Raw genomic sequence first — 15,683 nt, 5'->3', positions numbered from 1 at the left:
TCATCAGTAAAGGAGTCAGCTCTAGCTATTTCAACAAGCTCCTAGAGGCTGTTAATGACTTTGGCGGTTTGTCAGTCCGGTCTGAGGGTGTTCTTCTATTATTTTCTTGCCGGGAGTCCAGTTTCGCCAATAGTCGATGCTTTCCATCGGTCACCTCCTGCAGTCTCGGATTGATCGTGTAGTTCTCTGCAGGTCGGCCCGGCCCCGGCTCGTTCGCGTCCCGCCGTACCCACCCAGCCTCTTCTAGTAATCGAAGTGCTGCTCGGGTCTCTTCCGGCGTGCCAAGTCCTGTCCAGCAGTTACGGTACACATCCCGCAGGGCGAAGGAGCCTTCGCTGCCCTTCCAGCCGCCCGCAAGTTTGCGCGATAGCGTCGATGCGGCAAACTGCTCGGGGGCTATTCGCGAGGCGTAGATGCGTTGCGCATGATCTTCCAGATATTTGCACCATGCGGCTGCGAGTCGGGCATGATGTAGATCGACAGCTTCGAGTTCGCCGTCCGCGAGCGAAAACAGGAGCGCCAATGACGGCATCAAACTCGGAATTTCGCCAAATGAGCCTGCATAGCGGGCGATAGATCGTCCGCCCGGACCCGACACTCAAGGAGGCCCATCCACTCCTGAAAGAGCTCTTGCGCATCAGGTGTGAATTTCAAGATCAGCGGGCACTCGCAATCCAGTTCCACGATTCGGCGGAAGGCGTGTGTGACCCTATCGATGGCGCGATGGTTCGGTGGTCTGTCGACGTACTTCCATTCCCCAGGAGCATCTGGGTACACAAGAAGCTGGAAGCGCTGCATTAATCCATCGTTGCTGGGGCCGTCCTTCAATACATCGGAGAGATACGCCCGGAGGCGGGCGGGTGGGATGCCACCTAAGATGGAGACACAGCAGGCGGGGACGTGAATGCTGCCGCGACTTATTCGGTCAATTGTGTAGCCAGTGTCGCCGTTCCATGCTGATGAGAAAAACTCCCGTTCTCCTTCACGACCTTGCTTCTCAAGCGATGCGAACCAGCCAGAAAGCTCGTCTCGGATCACGAGCACACCTGCAGGGTTGTCGCGTAAAATCTCATGTAGCTTCTCGGGTGTCGAGTCTTGCGTGATGAGTCGTCTCAGTCGGTTCAGCGAGCGGGTCATCCGGTCGGATCGGTGGTTCGCTGCCCTTTTTCACGGCAGCCGTGTATAGCTGCTTCCACGCGTCTTCCCTCAGTTCTTGCTCCTCCTTCTCGGCTCTAAAGTTTGCGACGCCGCTCTCATGTTCAGTTCGCCACAGGCCATCAATCATCGTCAAAGGCTTCGTGACCGCTTGGATGACAGGCGATTTAAGCCAACCCCGGAGCCGCAACGATACCTCCCCACAGATTCGGAACGACCATCCAACTCTCATCGTTCTCCTTGGGCTGTATCAGCCCTCTGCGATTCGTGACCCAGCTAACGACAGAACGGACACGACGGCGGCGAAATCCAGCGGTGTTTGCATTCGCTCTGTCACGTCCTCTACGAGCGGACGAAGCGCATTGGGCAATAACTTTAAGTCGAATCCCGGAACTGCAGGTAGATCGGCCCGGAGCGGCTCCGGCATCGGCCAGTTGTTGAGATGCGCTTCGATTTCGGACACTGTCGCATTCGCGTAAGAGTTCGGCGATGAGATTAAGAAGTCCACGAGCTTCGCCGGGTCATTCATGGTCTCACCGTGAATTCTGCCATCCGAATCTGTTCGACCGCAGAATGAAAAAGTTTGGCGAGAGTATCCGCATCGGGTGCTGACTCGAGGCGCGAGACGAGTTCTTCGGCGATCTCATCAAGCGACCGGATGCGGTCACCGATTGCACGTCGGGCCAATCGTTCGGCCCGCTCCTACAACTCTCGCGCCTGCCGCTCCGTTGCCATCTCCCGAAGTTGGGCTGAGGTCGGCGGCGGCCCGAAAAAGAGATCCCGCAGCTTCAGTCCCGCGGCGTGACTACGGCCAGCGCTTCGCATCCTGCGAAGCAGTGAAGCAATACCTTACCGCCCGCCTCGCGGAGAGACAGTTATGCACATCGATCATCGTGTGCAGGACACCGCGCCACCCACTTACCCCGCCCGACCGGGCGAGCGTGCAGATGCTCCGCAAGGGCAGCGGCGGTCATTGACCACTCCTTGCCTGCGCGATAGGACGTGGCGCGGCGGGCACCGCAGGCTCGGCTGCCGCGCGGGCTTCGCACCACAAGTCGACCTCGCACTAACCAGCCGACCGCACGAGCCCCGAGGCGGTGCGGAACTGGAAAAAGGCCGTTGGCCACCATCGCGTAAATTGTCGATTTACTGTACGGCACCCGGCGCGCTGCACATCTTGTAGGCGTATAAAACTTAAACGTTGGACGCTCATGTCGATCTCCCTCGTACGCTCCCGTACTCAATCCATGGAGACACGATACCGTAGACCATTTTTAGCGGAGGTATTCGGAGTCGACGAAGAGTCGAAAAAAGTTTCCAATCTTTCCCATGTGTTCCAATGCTTATCATCCTTCTCGGAAATTGCCTCAAAACCGGGGCAAAAAAAAGCACTTGACATAGCCTCCTCGAGATTGCCCTTGCCGCCATAGGATCATCTCTGGTGAGAATCACAGTGATGTAAAGACACTATCGTGGTTACAAAATGTCAGGCATACAAAGAAAAGCCGAGAGCTTTATGGCTCCCGGCTTACTGCGATGGATTCCAACGTGTTCACTAGCCCAAGGACCGGTTCGACCCCTTGAATTGTGGGTAGATTTGAGGGTATCTCCTAAGAGGAGAAAAAGTTATGTCTATATTATGCACAGACTTACACAATGAATACGAATCCCTGTCTCCCCTAATCCCAGTTAAATCCTCCATAATCAGTAAACTACTTTAAAGTCAGGGACTTACAGCGTGACCGTGTTTTCTCGTGGTCTCGTCAAGCTTCGCCATTTCCCTCTTTCTGATCAAAAAACCGTATCACGTGCTTTCCGACGTGGCCACATATTGCTGCACTTCTCAATATCTCAGGCCTCCGTATTTGCGGGCTCCCAGTAAGGTCCGGCCGCTGCACTCGGCCACTCACGTCCTTCACGCAGTAGCTGATCGTCTTCTTGTACATCCAGTTCCGATATGTCCCGAGGAGCCTCCGTGGTCGTTCTCTGTGCTCCTCAATGACCTAACATTCAAACAATCCAGCGGAATGCCCAGAATGAGTGACTGGCTCTGTTCACCACGACTTATTTGGCTAAGGTGGCCCCTTACGAATTACTCTCATACGCTGACTGGTCGATCCTTACCCTCCATCCGACACCAACAGAGCGCTGTTTTCGTGGTCGACCACGTTGACCGCTTTCCTGATCACAGTCGAGTTGTGGGGCGACTGGACCGAGGTCGAGGACCCTATTCGGCAGCAAAGCCAAGACCGGGAGTGAGGCGAGGGGCTCCGCTTCCCTGCTTCCGGGCGGCGGAGGCGCGCCAAACGATAAGCGAGAGAGCGAATGGAAGAGCGAACAAGTTGATTTGCCCTATATGGTTCTATTCGTATAAATTCGAATATTGGAAGTATTGTTGCTTTTTTAATGTGTATGCGAACGTGACGGCGGCTCACAGCAGATCTGAGCTGCTTAGCTACCCCTAACTATCCATCACCAAATACCTTCTCCAAGCGGTCTTGCCTGCATACGTCGAGACCGGAGAACAGCCAGTCTCGGGAGTTCAATGTCTCGCCACGCCCCTGTCCATCTTTCTGTCTGTCGGAACTTACGCTTGTGTATTTCGCTATGTGCGGGGCTTTTCATGCTTGTTTCGCTTCAAGCCTTCGCGCAGTCGGCCCAGATAAGCGGAACGATTACGGACCCCGATCAATCTGTGGTGAGCAATGTAGTGGTTACACTCCAAAGTCCACAAACTCGCCCTATCCTGCAGACGGTCACCAATCAAGCGGGTCAATACACGTTCCTATCGGTTGCTACAGGCAGCTACAAACTGGAAGCCCATAAGGCTGGATTTGCAACGTTTACGATTCCGTCCCTAACAGTCTTAGCTGGGCAGAACGTCACACAGGATTTCGCATTGGTCTTGGCCGGTGCAGATACGTCCATCACGGTCGACGCCGGTCTGTCGGGTAAAGCAGAAAACGCCTATTTCGTGAGCAAAGTCAATCAGGGTATCTTGGGGTCTTCGCCGATCGTAAATCAGCCCTACACGATCACGGTGATGCCAGCCGAGCAGATCACGAACACTCAGGTCAAGAGTTTACGGGACGCTATCATGTTCTTGCCCTTAGTGTCCTTCACCGAGCAGCAGGGTTCGGAGATTCTGCGACCTTCCACACGAGGCATTCAGGGAAGCATCGCGCAGAATACCCGCATGGACGGCATGGCCATCGCGATCACAGGCGCGAACTCCATGGAGCAGTATGAGGGATTGCAGGTTGAAAATGGCCTCGGAGCTGCCATGTACGGGCCGGCCAATCCTTCGGGCATGTTCGACTTCGTTCTCAAGCGTCCGACCGAAGAGCGCACGGCCAATCTCTATCTCGAGCATGACAGCAGCTCTATCGGCACGATCTACGGCGATGCTGGGGGTCGTCTTGGTTCGCACAAGATCTTTGGGTATCGCTCTAATTTGCTCTTTGGCGATGGCACCGCGTTTGTAGAGCAGAGCCGCCTTCGCCGCCGGCTGGGCGAGTTTGCCTTTGACCTCAGGCCAACAGAACATACGACGATCGACGCTCACTACAGCGTGTATGACATCGTTCAGCGTGGCTATCCCGGTTGGTTCAGTTACGGTCAGGATCCGACTGATACGACATCGACCGCCCAGCGCCCCAAACGTACACTGCTGCTACCCTCCGCACCCGATCCAACTCGTCTCGGCTTCGGACAGGCTTATGCTGGTGTCAATCTCACCACGCAGAGCACAAGCGTCCGCTTGCTTCACGACTTCTCCCCAAACTGGCATGCGATGGCCGGAGGTCTGGCGCAACGGCTTGACCGCTTCATGGATACTCCGGTCAACACCCTTACAGACAACGTTGGCAACTATCAGTCGTCGCTTGCCACCGGCTTCGCTCCCCGCTTCGGCGTAGAGAGCGACCTCGGCTACATCACCGGTGAGATTTCAAAGTGGGGCATCAGGCAGGATGTCGTCGCTGCCAGCGAGGGCTACCGGTTCAACCAGTACGCCTACACCACGCCGTCAGCTGCTAGTGTTCTGCTCGGAACGGCAAATGTGGCGGCTCCCCGCGTCTTCGCGCCGCCCGCCGGTGGCCTGCCTCAGAATCGCGGCCTCTACGAATCGGCAGTCGTTCACCAGCAGGGCTTCAATCTTGGCGATCTCATCTACTTTCCAAAAGGCTTTGCTGTGCGTCTGGCAGCTAGTCAGGATTGGATCGGCGTCGACAATAACTCTGCCACTACCCGCACGAGCGGATCGAACAAGAACGGAATCAGCCCCTCGGCAAGTGTCATGTACAAACCGCGGAATTGGATGACGGCTTATGCAACCTACGCTAGCAGCTTGCAGCAGGGAGACATCGCTCCAGGGAGCACGAACCTGGTGAACGCCAACCAGGCACTTGCTCCGTACCGGAGCAAGGAATGGGAGATAGGTTTCAAGACAGCATCGCGGACTATCGACGTCACAACGGCTCTGTTCCGTATTCAACGCCCATTCGCTAACACCGTTGCTTTGAATGCAACGCAGAACATCTTTGAGATTACCGGCCAGCAGGTGAACTACGGCGCGGAGATCTCAGTGCAAGGCACTCTGTTTCATCGTTTGCTCGTGGACGGCGGCTTTACTGCGCTGAATGCGCGGTTGAACGACACAGGAATCGCCGCCACCAACGGTAAGCGCTTCGTTGGTATTCCAGGATATAAATCCAATTTCTACAGCGAGTACCGTGTGCCCGGTGTTGCAAATTTGAGTGTGACTGGCGATTGGCAATTCGTGGGCCGCCGTCCGCAGGATGACGAAAACCTATACTCAACCGGGGGCTACAATATCTATGATTTGGGCTTCCGTTACTCGCATATGATCTTCACGAAGCTGGCGACGTTGCGGTTCACAACCAACAACCTAACGGACGTTCACTACTACTCCACGATCTCCGCGGGTGACATCACGGGAACGAACGCGAGTAGCAACCTTGCTCACTTTGGCTCTCCGCGGACAATCTCCACGTCCCTACAGTTCGTTTTTTGAGCTACGAAAAAGTGTGAGAACTCGTTGACAGGGCTCACGGACAGCGCGCATCCCCGTTTATTGTTCAATGCGGAATGTGCTTTTCCGTTCATGGAGTAAGCACGAGCTGCGCGAAATTTGTCTTGTTGGCCCTCAATTACGAATGCGCTGCGGACTTCCCGGTTCGATATTAGCCACCAGGCGCAAGGACAAATTCGTTCAGCTGAGGTCCCCGGTTTCGTGCGCTCACACTGTATTCGCTTAGAACCATCGACGTTCTGCGAAGGAGCAATGTCCGCAGGTATCAGCCTTTCGCCTCGCTGATTAGTCTCTTGAGTGGAAGACGAGAGTGGCATCGCCAACACTGCCCGTCTGCTCGGGGAGATGCTATCGAAGGCTTCTTTAGGCGAATTGTTGAACGGAATATGTAAAAGCTCTCGAACGGAACTTCGGCTGCTCCGTCGTCTTCGGAGCCTCGCAGAACGCCATCGTCTTCAGCGCGGATCACGCTAGACCTGTTCGTTCTTTCTTCCGAGGCCCAGATAAAAGCTCGGAGAGGGCGATCTCGAATGACGGCTACTCGGCAGTAAATCGCTAGGACCGGATAACTTCCGGCTTGCCGACCTCCATGTAAGTCATCTGTCAAGCGGGGCACGGATGTCCCGGACACAAGCTCGGGAGAGTGTGCAAGTCGTCCTATCCACAATGTTCTAAACGACTACCGGCTGAAGCCGGTAGGTTGGATTGCGGCTAAAGCCGCCTGTAAGGTGCCCGGCTAAGAGCCGGCTTATGGCTCGGTGGGCGCGGTGATCCAGAAGTTCTCTCCCGGATCGTCCCACTGCTGGTTTTCGATGTACCGTCGGATGGTGTCCTCGTCCACCGCACCCACGCTTGCGCAGAGGTACCCCGCGCCCACAGAGGCTGGCCCAGTACCGCTTCTTCAACTGCGGAAACTCGTCTTGCAACATCCGGCTTGAACGCCCCTTCAGATATTGCACCAGCTTCGCCGGAGCCAACTGCGGAGGCACACTCATCAGCATGTGAATGTGGTCCGGCAGGATCTGGCAGTCTGCTCATTTTGTTCATACTGTTTCTTTCGGAAGTATTTATGCTGCCGCAGTCCTGCATTCTTCAGCAGGCACGAAGTCTCGCTGTTGCCGATCCACGGCCAAACAGGTATGCAACCATCTTCCGAGCTACCCAGTGTTGCCCGATTACCATTTCTGCTTCTCCTTGTCATAGATCACAGCTAATTCGTGACTCTGTCTTGGCGCCAGCTTCGCAGCTTTTATCAACGCACGCTGAACGTAGCCCAATCCGTAGACTACTTCTGCGATGCCGCCCGCGAGGCCGAAGCGGTTGTAGAAGCGGACGTAAACGTGACGCGCATTTTGCCCGAAGAAGGCGTACTGCTCGAAAGCGGAGAACACATCACCGCTCCGGTTATCGTCTCGAACGCAGATCCAATCCGCACACTAAGCATGCTGGATGCGTTTGCAGATCCAGCCTGGGCAGGGAGAGTGCATTCAGTGCCCATAGGGGATGTACGGTGAAGCTGAACGTATTGCTCCGGGAGCTGCCGAACTTCACTGCCCGGCCGGGAATTCTGGAGCCGCACCACTACGGCAGATCAACGCTCCGCTGACGAAGCATGAGTGGAAGGCAAGTTATGCCGCAGCTCGCGCTGGACATCTTCCAGAGCAACTCTGGTGCGAGCTTTACTTCCAGAGCGCGCGTGATGCAAGCGTGGCTCCAGCAGGTTTGCACACCATGAGTGTCTTCGCACAGTATGTGCCGTTCACGTTTGTCTCGGGGCAGTTGGGATGGACATCGCGGCGAAGCAAAGAGCCTAGCATCCCCGCCTGGACCCACCAGTACAACTGGCACCGGCCTCACGCCAGCCTCAATCAACTACCGCCCATCACCAGGGCAGCTCTCGATGACAATAACCTCTTGAGTTACCACATCTAGACAGTCCCAGCCACAAGGTTTAGTTCGGGGGAGCCTTCTTTCAGCGAAGTGCCGGTTTGCCGCATTAAGCGCGCAAGCTTGAGATACCAAAAGAGGCGATCCGCAGCAGCTTCCGGTGAGAGACCGCCGCTCCGGATATTGGAAAGGCAATTGCGATCAGCATCTGTGCGGTCCGGGTGGGGAGACCATGTCAGATATGCACCCATGCTATCGGGAGAGGAGAGTCCCGGCCTCTCGCCGATCAGGATCACGCTCAAACTTGCTCCAAGATGAGAACCAATCGAATCGGAGATGCCAACTCTTCCCTGTTGAACGAGCGTGATGGGAGCGATGGTCCAGGCATCCGCGAGCAGTTTAGGGAGCAGAAGGGCGAGCACGGGAATGGCATTACGCTCAATGGCCAAAGCGGAGAGTCCGTCGGCGATGGTAATGGCCAATTCGCAGGAGGCTGGGCGAAGCAGCGCGACGGAGTCGGGGTGGAGAGTGCGGCCGAGATTCGGCTGACGAAGATAAGCGGCGCGATCGGATGCGTTACTTCGCACCTGGAGGACTGCAATTGAGGCTTGGCCAAGGATTGGAAGTTCGGCGAGAAGACGCTGCGCGAATGAGGGTAGATGAAGCACGGCATGGACAGCGTCCCGTGCCTGTGCGTGGGCCAGTTCGAAGTTGAGTACCTCATCCGTGGCAATACTGTCGCCTGTAGTGTGCAGTGAAACACGGGCGGGAGTCAGCTCACGCAAACTCGAGCGAGGGGTTTTGATAAGGCGAGACATCGCGTTCGTCATTGTCCTCCGAGTAGGTTCGGTTGAAGTGGCTGAGAGAGTTGGCGGGGCATATCGCTTGCGAGCCACACTTCAAACTCGGGCGAAGGGCGAAGACCGAGCGTGGAGCGAAGGTAAAGGGCATCGTGAAAGGAAGTGCTTTGATACTGAAGCATGATGTCGTCAGCTCCGGGAACTCCCATGATGTAGTTGACACCAGCCGCACCAAGAAGGGTCAAGAGTGAATCCATATCGTCCTGATCGGCTTCTGCATGGTTGGTGTAGCAGACATCGCAGCCCATCGGCAGGCCAAGGAGCTTGCCACAGAAATGATCCTCGAGCCCGGCTCGAAGGATCTGTTTGCCATTGTAAAGATACTCCGGACCGATAAAGCCAACGACCGTGTTGAGGAGCATCGGGGCGAAGTGACGTGCAACTCCATAGGCGCGAGCCTCGCAGGTCTGCTGATCGACGCCGTGATGAACATTCGCCGAAAGCGCGCTGCCCTGACCCGTTTCGAAGTACATGACATTCTTACCAACTTCACCGCGACGAAGTTCGGATGCAGCTTGGTTCGCCTCAGTGAGGAGAGCCAAGTTGATGCCAAAGGAGGTGTTGGCTCGCTCCGTTCCAGCGATGGACTGGAACACAAGATCCACGGGCGCACCTTGTTCAAGTGCCGCAAGCTGAGTGGTGAGGTGAGCAAGAACACAACTTTGAGTCAGAATAGAGTAGTGTTGCCGAATCGAGTCGATCAGTCGAAGGAGCTTTACCGTGCTGGCGACGTTATCAGCGGCAGGATTGACTCCTATCACGGCGTCGCCTGACCCCAGAAGTAGACCATCCACGATCGCAGCAGCGATACCAATAGGATCGTCGGTCGGGTGATTAGGCTGCAGCCGTGTTGAAAGGCGACCCTGCATGCCTACCGTTGTACGAAAACGTGTAACGACACGAATCTTGCGAGAGATGGCAATAAGATCCTGCACGCGCATGAGCTTACAGACGGCTGCTGCCATCTCGGGTATTAGACCCGCAGCGAGAGATTTCAGGGATTCTGGGGTGACCTCGTTGGAGAGTAATAAGTTGCGGAACTCACCTACGGTGAGATTAGCCACGGGTGCAAAGGCGGATGCATTATGCGTATCGAAGATAAGACGAGTAACCTCATCGATTTCATAAGGAATTAAGGGTTCTTCCAAAAACGCGCCGAGAGGCAGATCAGCGAGGGTCATCCGAGCTGCAACTTGCTCTACAGAACTGCGAGCGCTAATGCCTGCGAGTTCGTCTCCGGAGCGAACAGCGGTGGCCTTCGCGAGCAGGTCTTTGAGATTGTCAAAGTTATAGGTGACACCATCGACGCTATGGCGGAGGAGCATGGAGATTCTCTCGGAAGATTTGCTGAAGGGAGTCTATCAACGATAAGTCCTCTGCTGACGAGCTCAGCGTTCCGATGCTGGCTTCCAGGACTCTATTTCAAGTTAAATTTCTGATTAGTAATGAGAAACGCTTCGTCTCAATCGATGGACATGACAGTCAACTTGCTCTGATATTGAACTGCGCCTGGGCTTTCCGTATGCCCTAAAGTTCACCGCAACCCAAAATCAGATCCCGCGATTGATGAATCGGTACCGGGACTCGATTGTCAAGATCGATCCGAGGTCCAACAAGGGGCAAATAACAGCATTTCCAATACCGTAATCCGTGGTGCACAGTGCGACCTGTGGCTTTGGTTTCAATGAGTTGCGTTACTTACGCCTAAATGAGCGGGAAGGACCATCGTCAGGTCGAACTGCCCGTCACCGCATGGTGTCCGCGAGATGGCGTCGAGGCTACCGGAACTGCTGATCTTGCCCACCAGCGTCAGACTGGACGACGCGGCGTCAGCCACGCCGCCCATGAAGGATCGCGCCGCTGAGCCCAGCACCCTCGTCGATCATCGAACAGCCGTACAGCGTGGGGGAATTGTTACCGTTGGGGGCGACGGTGATGACTCCCGTCGTGGGACCGTCGCGGGGTTGAACCTGGTATCCAGGGCGGAGGTGCCGGAGAAGCCGACATACCAATACCGATCGGCGCGGGCACCTGTCCTGGCCTGTCGAAGGACGCGCGCAAACAAAGTTCGAGCGAAGCCTTGCGGAGCAAAATCCGCTTTGTCGTCTGCTATTACGGACCACCTACTCCAGTACGATCGAAGGTCCAGCCATGACGCGGACAAACGATGCGTCCCGAGCACACTTGCCGTTTGCCAATGAGGCAGCCTTGTCGATGCATGTGTCGTCAAGCACAGCGATCGTTCCGTTGGCGTTAGCGATACAGAACGCGTGACCGCCGCTCTCGATCCCGCCTGCTTTGCCAGGCGCAGGCAGTTCCGAGGTTTTACAGAGGATGAGTTCAGAGATGGACGACTCCGAGGATGCGCAAAGAAAAGCTGTAGGCCGAGAGATGGGCTACAGCAGGAGGCCTTAAACAGCGTTAGTCTTCGAGATAGAACTGGATGTCCAGGGTGCGCAGGTAGGAGTGCAAACCGGCATCCTGAATGGGCATCACGTAGGCATCCGCACCAGACTCGTTGACGTGCTCATGCCAGTAGCCGGCTGGCGTTACGAACGCAGCACCCTTCACCCAGTCCACGCGGATAGCGTCCTTGATGGAGCCGTCCGCATTCAGTTCCGGCCCAATCAGGGTGTATACCCCAGGCTTCGCTTCGACTGCGAAATCGAGCGCGACGGACTGATGACGATGCGGAAGCTGCCGTGTTCCAGGAGGCACGATGCCAAACATAGACCACAGCGTATGCGTGATGGTCAGCGTCTGGTCGAAGTTCTTGTTTGCCAGCAGCACGCTCACACGGCTGCGCTTGCCTGCGTTGGGATCATTCTTGGCCTTCTCCAACTCAGTCATGATCATGGCACGCGTGTACAGTGTCGGCTGAAAACGGTCCTTTGACTTCTCCACGCCCAGATAGGCCAGCAGTGGCGAGTCGTCCACCATGTAAAAGGCGGTGTCCTCGTCGGCATGATGCACGGCAGCCATGCCGGGCAACGTAAAGATGTCGCCTTCGTTCCACTCAATGGCTCCCTTCTCGGTCTCGGTGTGGCCCTTCCCCTTGATGACGTAAAAAAACTCGCTGGTGGCATCAACTGAAGTTGCGATCGATTCACCGGCCTTGATGCGAACGAAGCTTGCGATCACGCTTGGACCTGTCACGGGATAGTCAGTTTTCAACTCCTTGCTCAGATCGAGTGGCACAACACGTGTGGCACCAGTAGCATAGAGTTCGGATGAGAACGTCTTAACCGGGATGCGTGGCGTCGCTCCGGAAGAGATTGGGTCGGCGGCTTTACTGTACTCAAAGATCTCGGCATCCTGCGTGAGAACAGCAGTCGGGATCACCTTTGCGGAAATTGCGGTATTCATATGTTTCTCCTTTCGCGCGAGGTGCAGTCGTTGGTCGGCCAACCTCAGCTACAGTCTGGCTCTCGTGGACTTATTATGTATCTTTGGTTCTTCCGGCACTTTTTGGATTCTTTAGATTGGATAAACTTCGGCGACCTAGGAGCGAGCTGAACGCGTGACAGAGCCATCACAGGAGCGGATGATTCTAGTGGGAGCGAATGACCCGCTACCCGACGATCACTTCTGGTTTGAAGGAGAAGGCTTCAGTGTCTATGCGGCCAAACAGCCGCGCAGTACGTGGCACGAGCATGTGCACGACTGCGTGCAGGTGACCGTGGGGCTTGAGCCGGCGCATATGCATGCTGAATGGCGTGCAACGGGAAAGCTCCGCCAAAGCAAGGAGTTTATCGGAAACGCAGTCACTGTGATTCCTGCGCACGTTCCGCACAAGACACTCTGGCAGCGGCGAGCAGCACTAATACACATCTACATCCGCGGAGAATTTCTCCGGCGGCTTGCCCTGGACGTCTTGCAGCAAGACTCCTTGGAACTTCAACCCACGTATCTGGTTCGAGATCTACTCATCGAGGAACTCGCTCGTTTGCTTTACCTGGAGTCCGAGAAGGGGCATCTGAATGCCGCTGTAGCAAGTGCAGCGGTCACGACACTCTGCGTGCGCCTGTTGCGTGCCTACGCCGTACGAAAAAACGAGGCAGCTTATGCGACAGGAGGCTTGGGACCCGCCCGCGAACGTCGCGTGCGGGAGTACATCGAAGCTGACCTGGAACGCGATCTCTCGATTCAATCTCTTGCAGACGTAGTTGGACTAAGCCCGCAGCACTTCGCCGTACTCTTTCGTGAGTCAACCGGATTCACTCCACATCAGTACGTGAACCATCGCCGCATTGCCTACGCTCAGGAACTGCTGAAGAAAGACGGAGTGCCGCTCATAGAGATTTCGATGCAGTGTGGCTTCTCCAGCCAGAGCCAGTTCATCACGACCTTTCGCAAGCTGGTAGGGATGACGCCGGGACGTTTCCGCTCTTCACTCACCGCTTCTCGGTGACAGCTTCTGTCTCGTCGTAACTGTTCGTGCATGCCGACTCGTGCATGCCGACAGAAGAACACCTGAAGAATCCAAAATTTTGCACTCTTTGAGAAAGCTCGGTGGCCTTCCATTCTCCCAAACTGTCAATAAGACAGTGGAGGCGCTTATGCAAGGAAATGGAGAGCAACAGCCAGCAAAGGGAACCTTATCGCGCAGGACCTTCCTGGCAACCGGATCAGCGGCGCTGAGCGCGCTTTCACTCACGAGAAACTCGGAGGGTCAAATGACACAGGCGAAGACAGAGCCTTGGGGACGCATTCTCAATGGCAGAGTCGCTGTAGTAACCGGAGCGGCACGCGGGATTGGCCGTTCAGCGGCGGTGGCTCTGGCGCATTGTGGTGCGCACGTGGTTGGAATCGACATCTGTGCCGTTGTCGATCCGCGTTCGGGAGTGGAACCTGCTACTCGTGCCGAACTCGATCAGACCGGTGAAATGGTTAAGAGCGAAGGCGTCGAGTGGAGGAGCTTGGTGCTGGACCAGCGCGACCTTCCCGCACTGCGCAGAGCCGCAGAGAAGATCAACGTGGAGTTTGGACATATTGACATCCTGTTTGCCAATGCTGGTATTCAGGCGTTCCGTCCGTTGCTCCAGATGGAAGATGCCGATTGGCACATCCAAATTGACGTCAATCTAACGGGCACCGCAAACGCCGTGCGCGCCTTCGCCCCGTATATGGTTCAGCAGGAACACGGCCGGATCATCATGACCACATCAACCCAGGGAAGACACGGCACGCTGAACGGCTCCGCTTATTCGGCTTCAAAGTGGGGCATCATCGGCTTGATGAAATCTGCGGCGATGGAATTGGGCAGGCATGGCGTCACGGTGAACTGCCTTGTGCCAGGACTCATTGATACCCCGCTGACACGCCATGAGGAACGGTACGAGCAAGCTCTGCAGGTGGCGGGACGCACGCCAACGGGCGACAAGGCAGTGGACGAAGAAGCGGCTCGTAAGGTGCTGCAGAACAAATCGATTCTGGGCGTGCCGTGGATCGATCCGGCAGAGATGGCGCCGGTCGTTGTGTTCCTAGCGTCTGACGCGGCGCGCATGGTCTCAGGAGCTACCTATGACGTAACAGGCGGCGACAGTGCGAACAACGTTTAGCAAAACGCTTTTCGGAGAGTTGCAAAGCCTTGCTGTAGTGAACACTGTCAAACAGAATCCGTGAGGTGATTGATTCGAAGCCGGGAACGGATTACGGGAAGACTGTAAGCTGTGTGCAGATGGTCAACATCACAAAGCCCTTGCTGCATTCGCCGCTCATTGGAGTCCAGAATTGCTGGAGAGTACTTCACAAATTCTTGTGCCATATAAGCAGGGTTCTGATATCGATTCGAAGAGTTCCTTGCTTATACGGGATCACTTTTACTACTTGGACATGTCCGCCTTTGTGGAATCAAACTGGATTTCGAAAGGAGAAACACCATGAACAACATCGTCAAATCCGCACTCGCACTTGGCTTAGTTGTCATGACACCAATTCTACCCACATCGCCAGCAGAGGCGGAGACCCACTCGAGGTCGAAGGAACTGGTAGTCATGGAATCTCGCGATCTTCCGGAACAGGCTCAGACACCGGGCAACTCACTCTTCCTTCACTCGGACAATACAGGAAGCACGTATCTCTATGTCGAGCAGCAACAGGGCGCTCGTCTATCAGTCTTTGATGTTACGGATCCGGCTCGCATCAAGCTGGTAGTGAGCACGCTCTTGGCAACAGACAGCGCTTTTGATTTCGTTCGTCCTCTCGGCGAACATGCTGAACTTGTATATTTTCGTGACAGCCAGAAGGAAGCCGTGCTCGATCTACGCAAGACCAAGAGGCCTGTGCTTCGGATGATCTCGACCGTGACAGATCTTGATCCGGCTGAGATCTTGCCGGAGAGCGGTCTCCTCGTCACGAGCATAGCCCACACGTACGTCCCTGCAGATGCACGGGACTACCAGGTGATCGATGTCGCCGGGTCTGACCCGACTCAACTCGCTACAGTCAAGAACGTGAAACATCGGGTGACTAACGATGAAACAGGCACCACGTTTCTACTTGGCAGTGACGGGCTTACAGTTATAAGACGCCTCAGTATCGAGAACGGCTATAAGGTGCATCAGATGCAGATGCAGGGAAACTAGGTCTATTGGCTTAGAGCGATACTCGAATTAGGCAGGAAAGGCCGTACTACCGACTATGGCGTACGGCCTTTGGCATTCGCCTGGCGTTGGCAAGACTCTCCGTGGCTGGAAATCCTGCGGTTTCGAGAGGCATGTTTACCT

15 protein-coding genes and 1 pseudogene are annotated in these 15,683 nt (G+C 55.6%); 5 read left to right on the top strand and 11 right to left on the bottom strand.

From position 1 onward, the window contains the following. Positions 1-25: 25 nt before the first annotated feature. From BDD14_RS02910 to BDD14_RS34265, 4 genes are all read right to left on the bottom strand, one after another. The gene (locus BDD14_RS02910) at positions 26-523 is read right to left on the bottom strand and encodes a hypothetical protein (protein ID WP_165419894.1); all 498 of its coding nucleotides are present in this window, start codon (positions 521-523) and stop codon (positions 26-28) included. Positions 524-531: 8 nt separating this feature from the next. Next, on the bottom strand, positions 532-1,137 hold the full coding sequence (locus BDD14_RS02905) for a DUF3987 domain-containing protein (protein WP_130417492.1): 606 nt from the start codon (positions 1,135-1,137) through the stop codon (positions 532-534). Between the two features lie 543 nt (positions 1,138-1,680). After that, positions 1,681-1,842, bottom strand: a complete 162-nt coding sequence (locus BDD14_RS31570; RefSeq protein ID WP_165419893.1) for a hypothetical protein — start codon at positions 1,840-1,842, stop codon at positions 1,681-1,683. A 188-nt stretch (positions 1,843-2,030) separates the two neighbouring features. Beyond that, positions 2,031-2,315 (bottom strand): helix-turn-helix transcriptional regulator, encoded by a 285-nt coding sequence (locus BDD14_RS34265; RefSeq protein ID WP_207231680.1) that lies wholly within the window; start codon positions 2,313-2,315, stop codon positions 2,031-2,033. A gap of 1,463 nt (positions 2,316-3,778) precedes the next feature. On the opposite strand from BDD14_RS34265, the gene BDD14_RS02895 reads away from it, so the two are divergent. Continuing rightward, positions 3,779-6,190 carry a TonB-dependent receptor gene (locus tag BDD14_RS02895; RefSeq protein WP_242617692.1) on the top strand — a complete coding sequence of 804 codons (2,412 nt, stop codon included), beginning with the start codon at positions 3,779-3,781 and terminating at the stop codon, positions 6,188-6,190. 689 nt (positions 6,191-6,879) lie between these two features. Here BDD14_RS02895 and BDD14_RS34260 read toward each other — a convergent pair. Next, the gene (locus tag BDD14_RS34260) at positions 6,880-7,227 is read right to left on the bottom strand and encodes a transposase (RefSeq protein ID WP_423201780.1); all 348 of its coding nucleotides are present in this window, start codon (positions 7,225-7,227) and stop codon (positions 6,880-6,882) included. A gap of 156 nt (positions 7,228-7,383) precedes the next feature. Then, the gene (locus BDD14_RS02885) at positions 7,384-7,599 is read right to left on the bottom strand and encodes a hypothetical protein (RefSeq protein ID WP_130417489.1); all 216 of its coding nucleotides are present in this window, start codon (positions 7,597-7,599) and stop codon (positions 7,384-7,386) included. Between the two features lie 112 nt (positions 7,600-7,711). Here BDD14_RS02885 and BDD14_RS34255 point away from each other — a divergent pair, with 112 nt between their 5' ends. Continuing rightward, positions 7,712-8,140: a hypothetical protein gene (locus tag BDD14_RS34255; protein WP_130417488.1), complete on the top strand. Its 429-nt coding sequence runs from the start codon at positions 7,712-7,714 to the stop codon at positions 8,138-8,140. Here the strand turns inward: BDD14_RS34255 and eutC are convergent. The 5 genes and pseudogenes from eutC to BDD14_RS02855 form a co-directional block, all read right to left on the bottom strand. Beyond that, on the bottom strand, positions 8,137-8,925 hold the full coding sequence (gene eutC, locus BDD14_RS02875) for an ethanolamine ammonia-lyase subunit EutC (protein ID WP_242617691.1): 789 nt from the start codon (positions 8,923-8,925) through the stop codon (positions 8,137-8,139). The genes BDD14_RS34255 and eutC overlap by 4 nt on opposite strands. Beyond that, positions 8,922-10,280: an ethanolamine ammonia-lyase subunit EutB gene (locus BDD14_RS02870; protein WP_130417486.1), complete on the bottom strand. Its 1,359-nt coding sequence runs from the start codon at positions 10,278-10,280 to the stop codon at positions 8,922-8,924. Before BDD14_RS02870 ends, eutC begins: the two co-directional genes overlap by 4 nt. 356 nt (positions 10,281-10,636) lie before the next feature. Beyond that, positions 10,637-10,828 carry a hypothetical protein gene (locus tag BDD14_RS02865; protein ID WP_130417485.1) on the bottom strand — a complete coding sequence of 64 codons (192 nt, stop codon included), beginning with the start codon at positions 10,826-10,828 and terminating at the stop codon, positions 10,637-10,639. A 239-nt stretch (positions 10,829-11,067) separates the two neighbouring features. Then, positions 11,068-11,291: pseudogene (locus BDD14_RS34250) on the bottom strand (Rieske 2Fe-2S domain-containing protein). Between the two features lie 85 nt (positions 11,292-11,376). After that, positions 11,377-12,321 carry a cupin domain-containing protein gene (locus tag BDD14_RS02855; RefSeq protein WP_130417483.1) on the bottom strand — a complete coding sequence of 315 codons (945 nt, stop codon included), beginning with the start codon at positions 12,319-12,321 and terminating at the stop codon, positions 11,377-11,379. 154 nt (positions 12,322-12,475) lie between these two features. On the opposite strand from BDD14_RS02855, the gene BDD14_RS02850 reads away from it, so the two are divergent. From BDD14_RS02850 to BDD14_RS02840, 3 genes are all read left to right on the top strand, one after another. Further along, positions 12,476-13,366 carry a helix-turn-helix transcriptional regulator gene (locus tag BDD14_RS02850; RefSeq protein ID WP_130417482.1) on the top strand — a complete coding sequence of 297 codons (891 nt, stop codon included), beginning with the start codon at positions 12,476-12,478 and terminating at the stop codon, positions 13,364-13,366. Positions 13,367-13,631: 265 nt separating this feature from the next. Continuing rightward, positions 13,632-14,516 carry an SDR family NAD(P)-dependent oxidoreductase gene (locus tag BDD14_RS02845; protein WP_130417481.1) on the top strand — a complete coding sequence of 295 codons (885 nt, stop codon included), beginning with the start codon at positions 13,632-13,634 and terminating at the stop codon, positions 14,514-14,516. 321 nt (positions 14,517-14,837) lie between these two features. Next, positions 14,838-15,542 carry a hypothetical protein gene (locus BDD14_RS02840; protein WP_130417480.1) on the top strand — a complete coding sequence of 235 codons (705 nt, stop codon included), beginning with the start codon at positions 14,838-14,840 and terminating at the stop codon, positions 15,540-15,542. Positions 15,543-15,683 lie beyond the last annotated feature (141 nt).

It is taken from the genome of Edaphobacter modestus, assembly GCF_004217555.1.
In the GTDB taxonomy this organism is placed as follows: Bacteria; Acidobacteriota; Terriglobia; order Terriglobales; family Acidobacteriaceae; genus Edaphobacter; species Edaphobacter modestus.
Note: the sequence above shows the minus strand (reverse complement) of the source record. Positions and strands in the feature narration are given on the sequence as shown.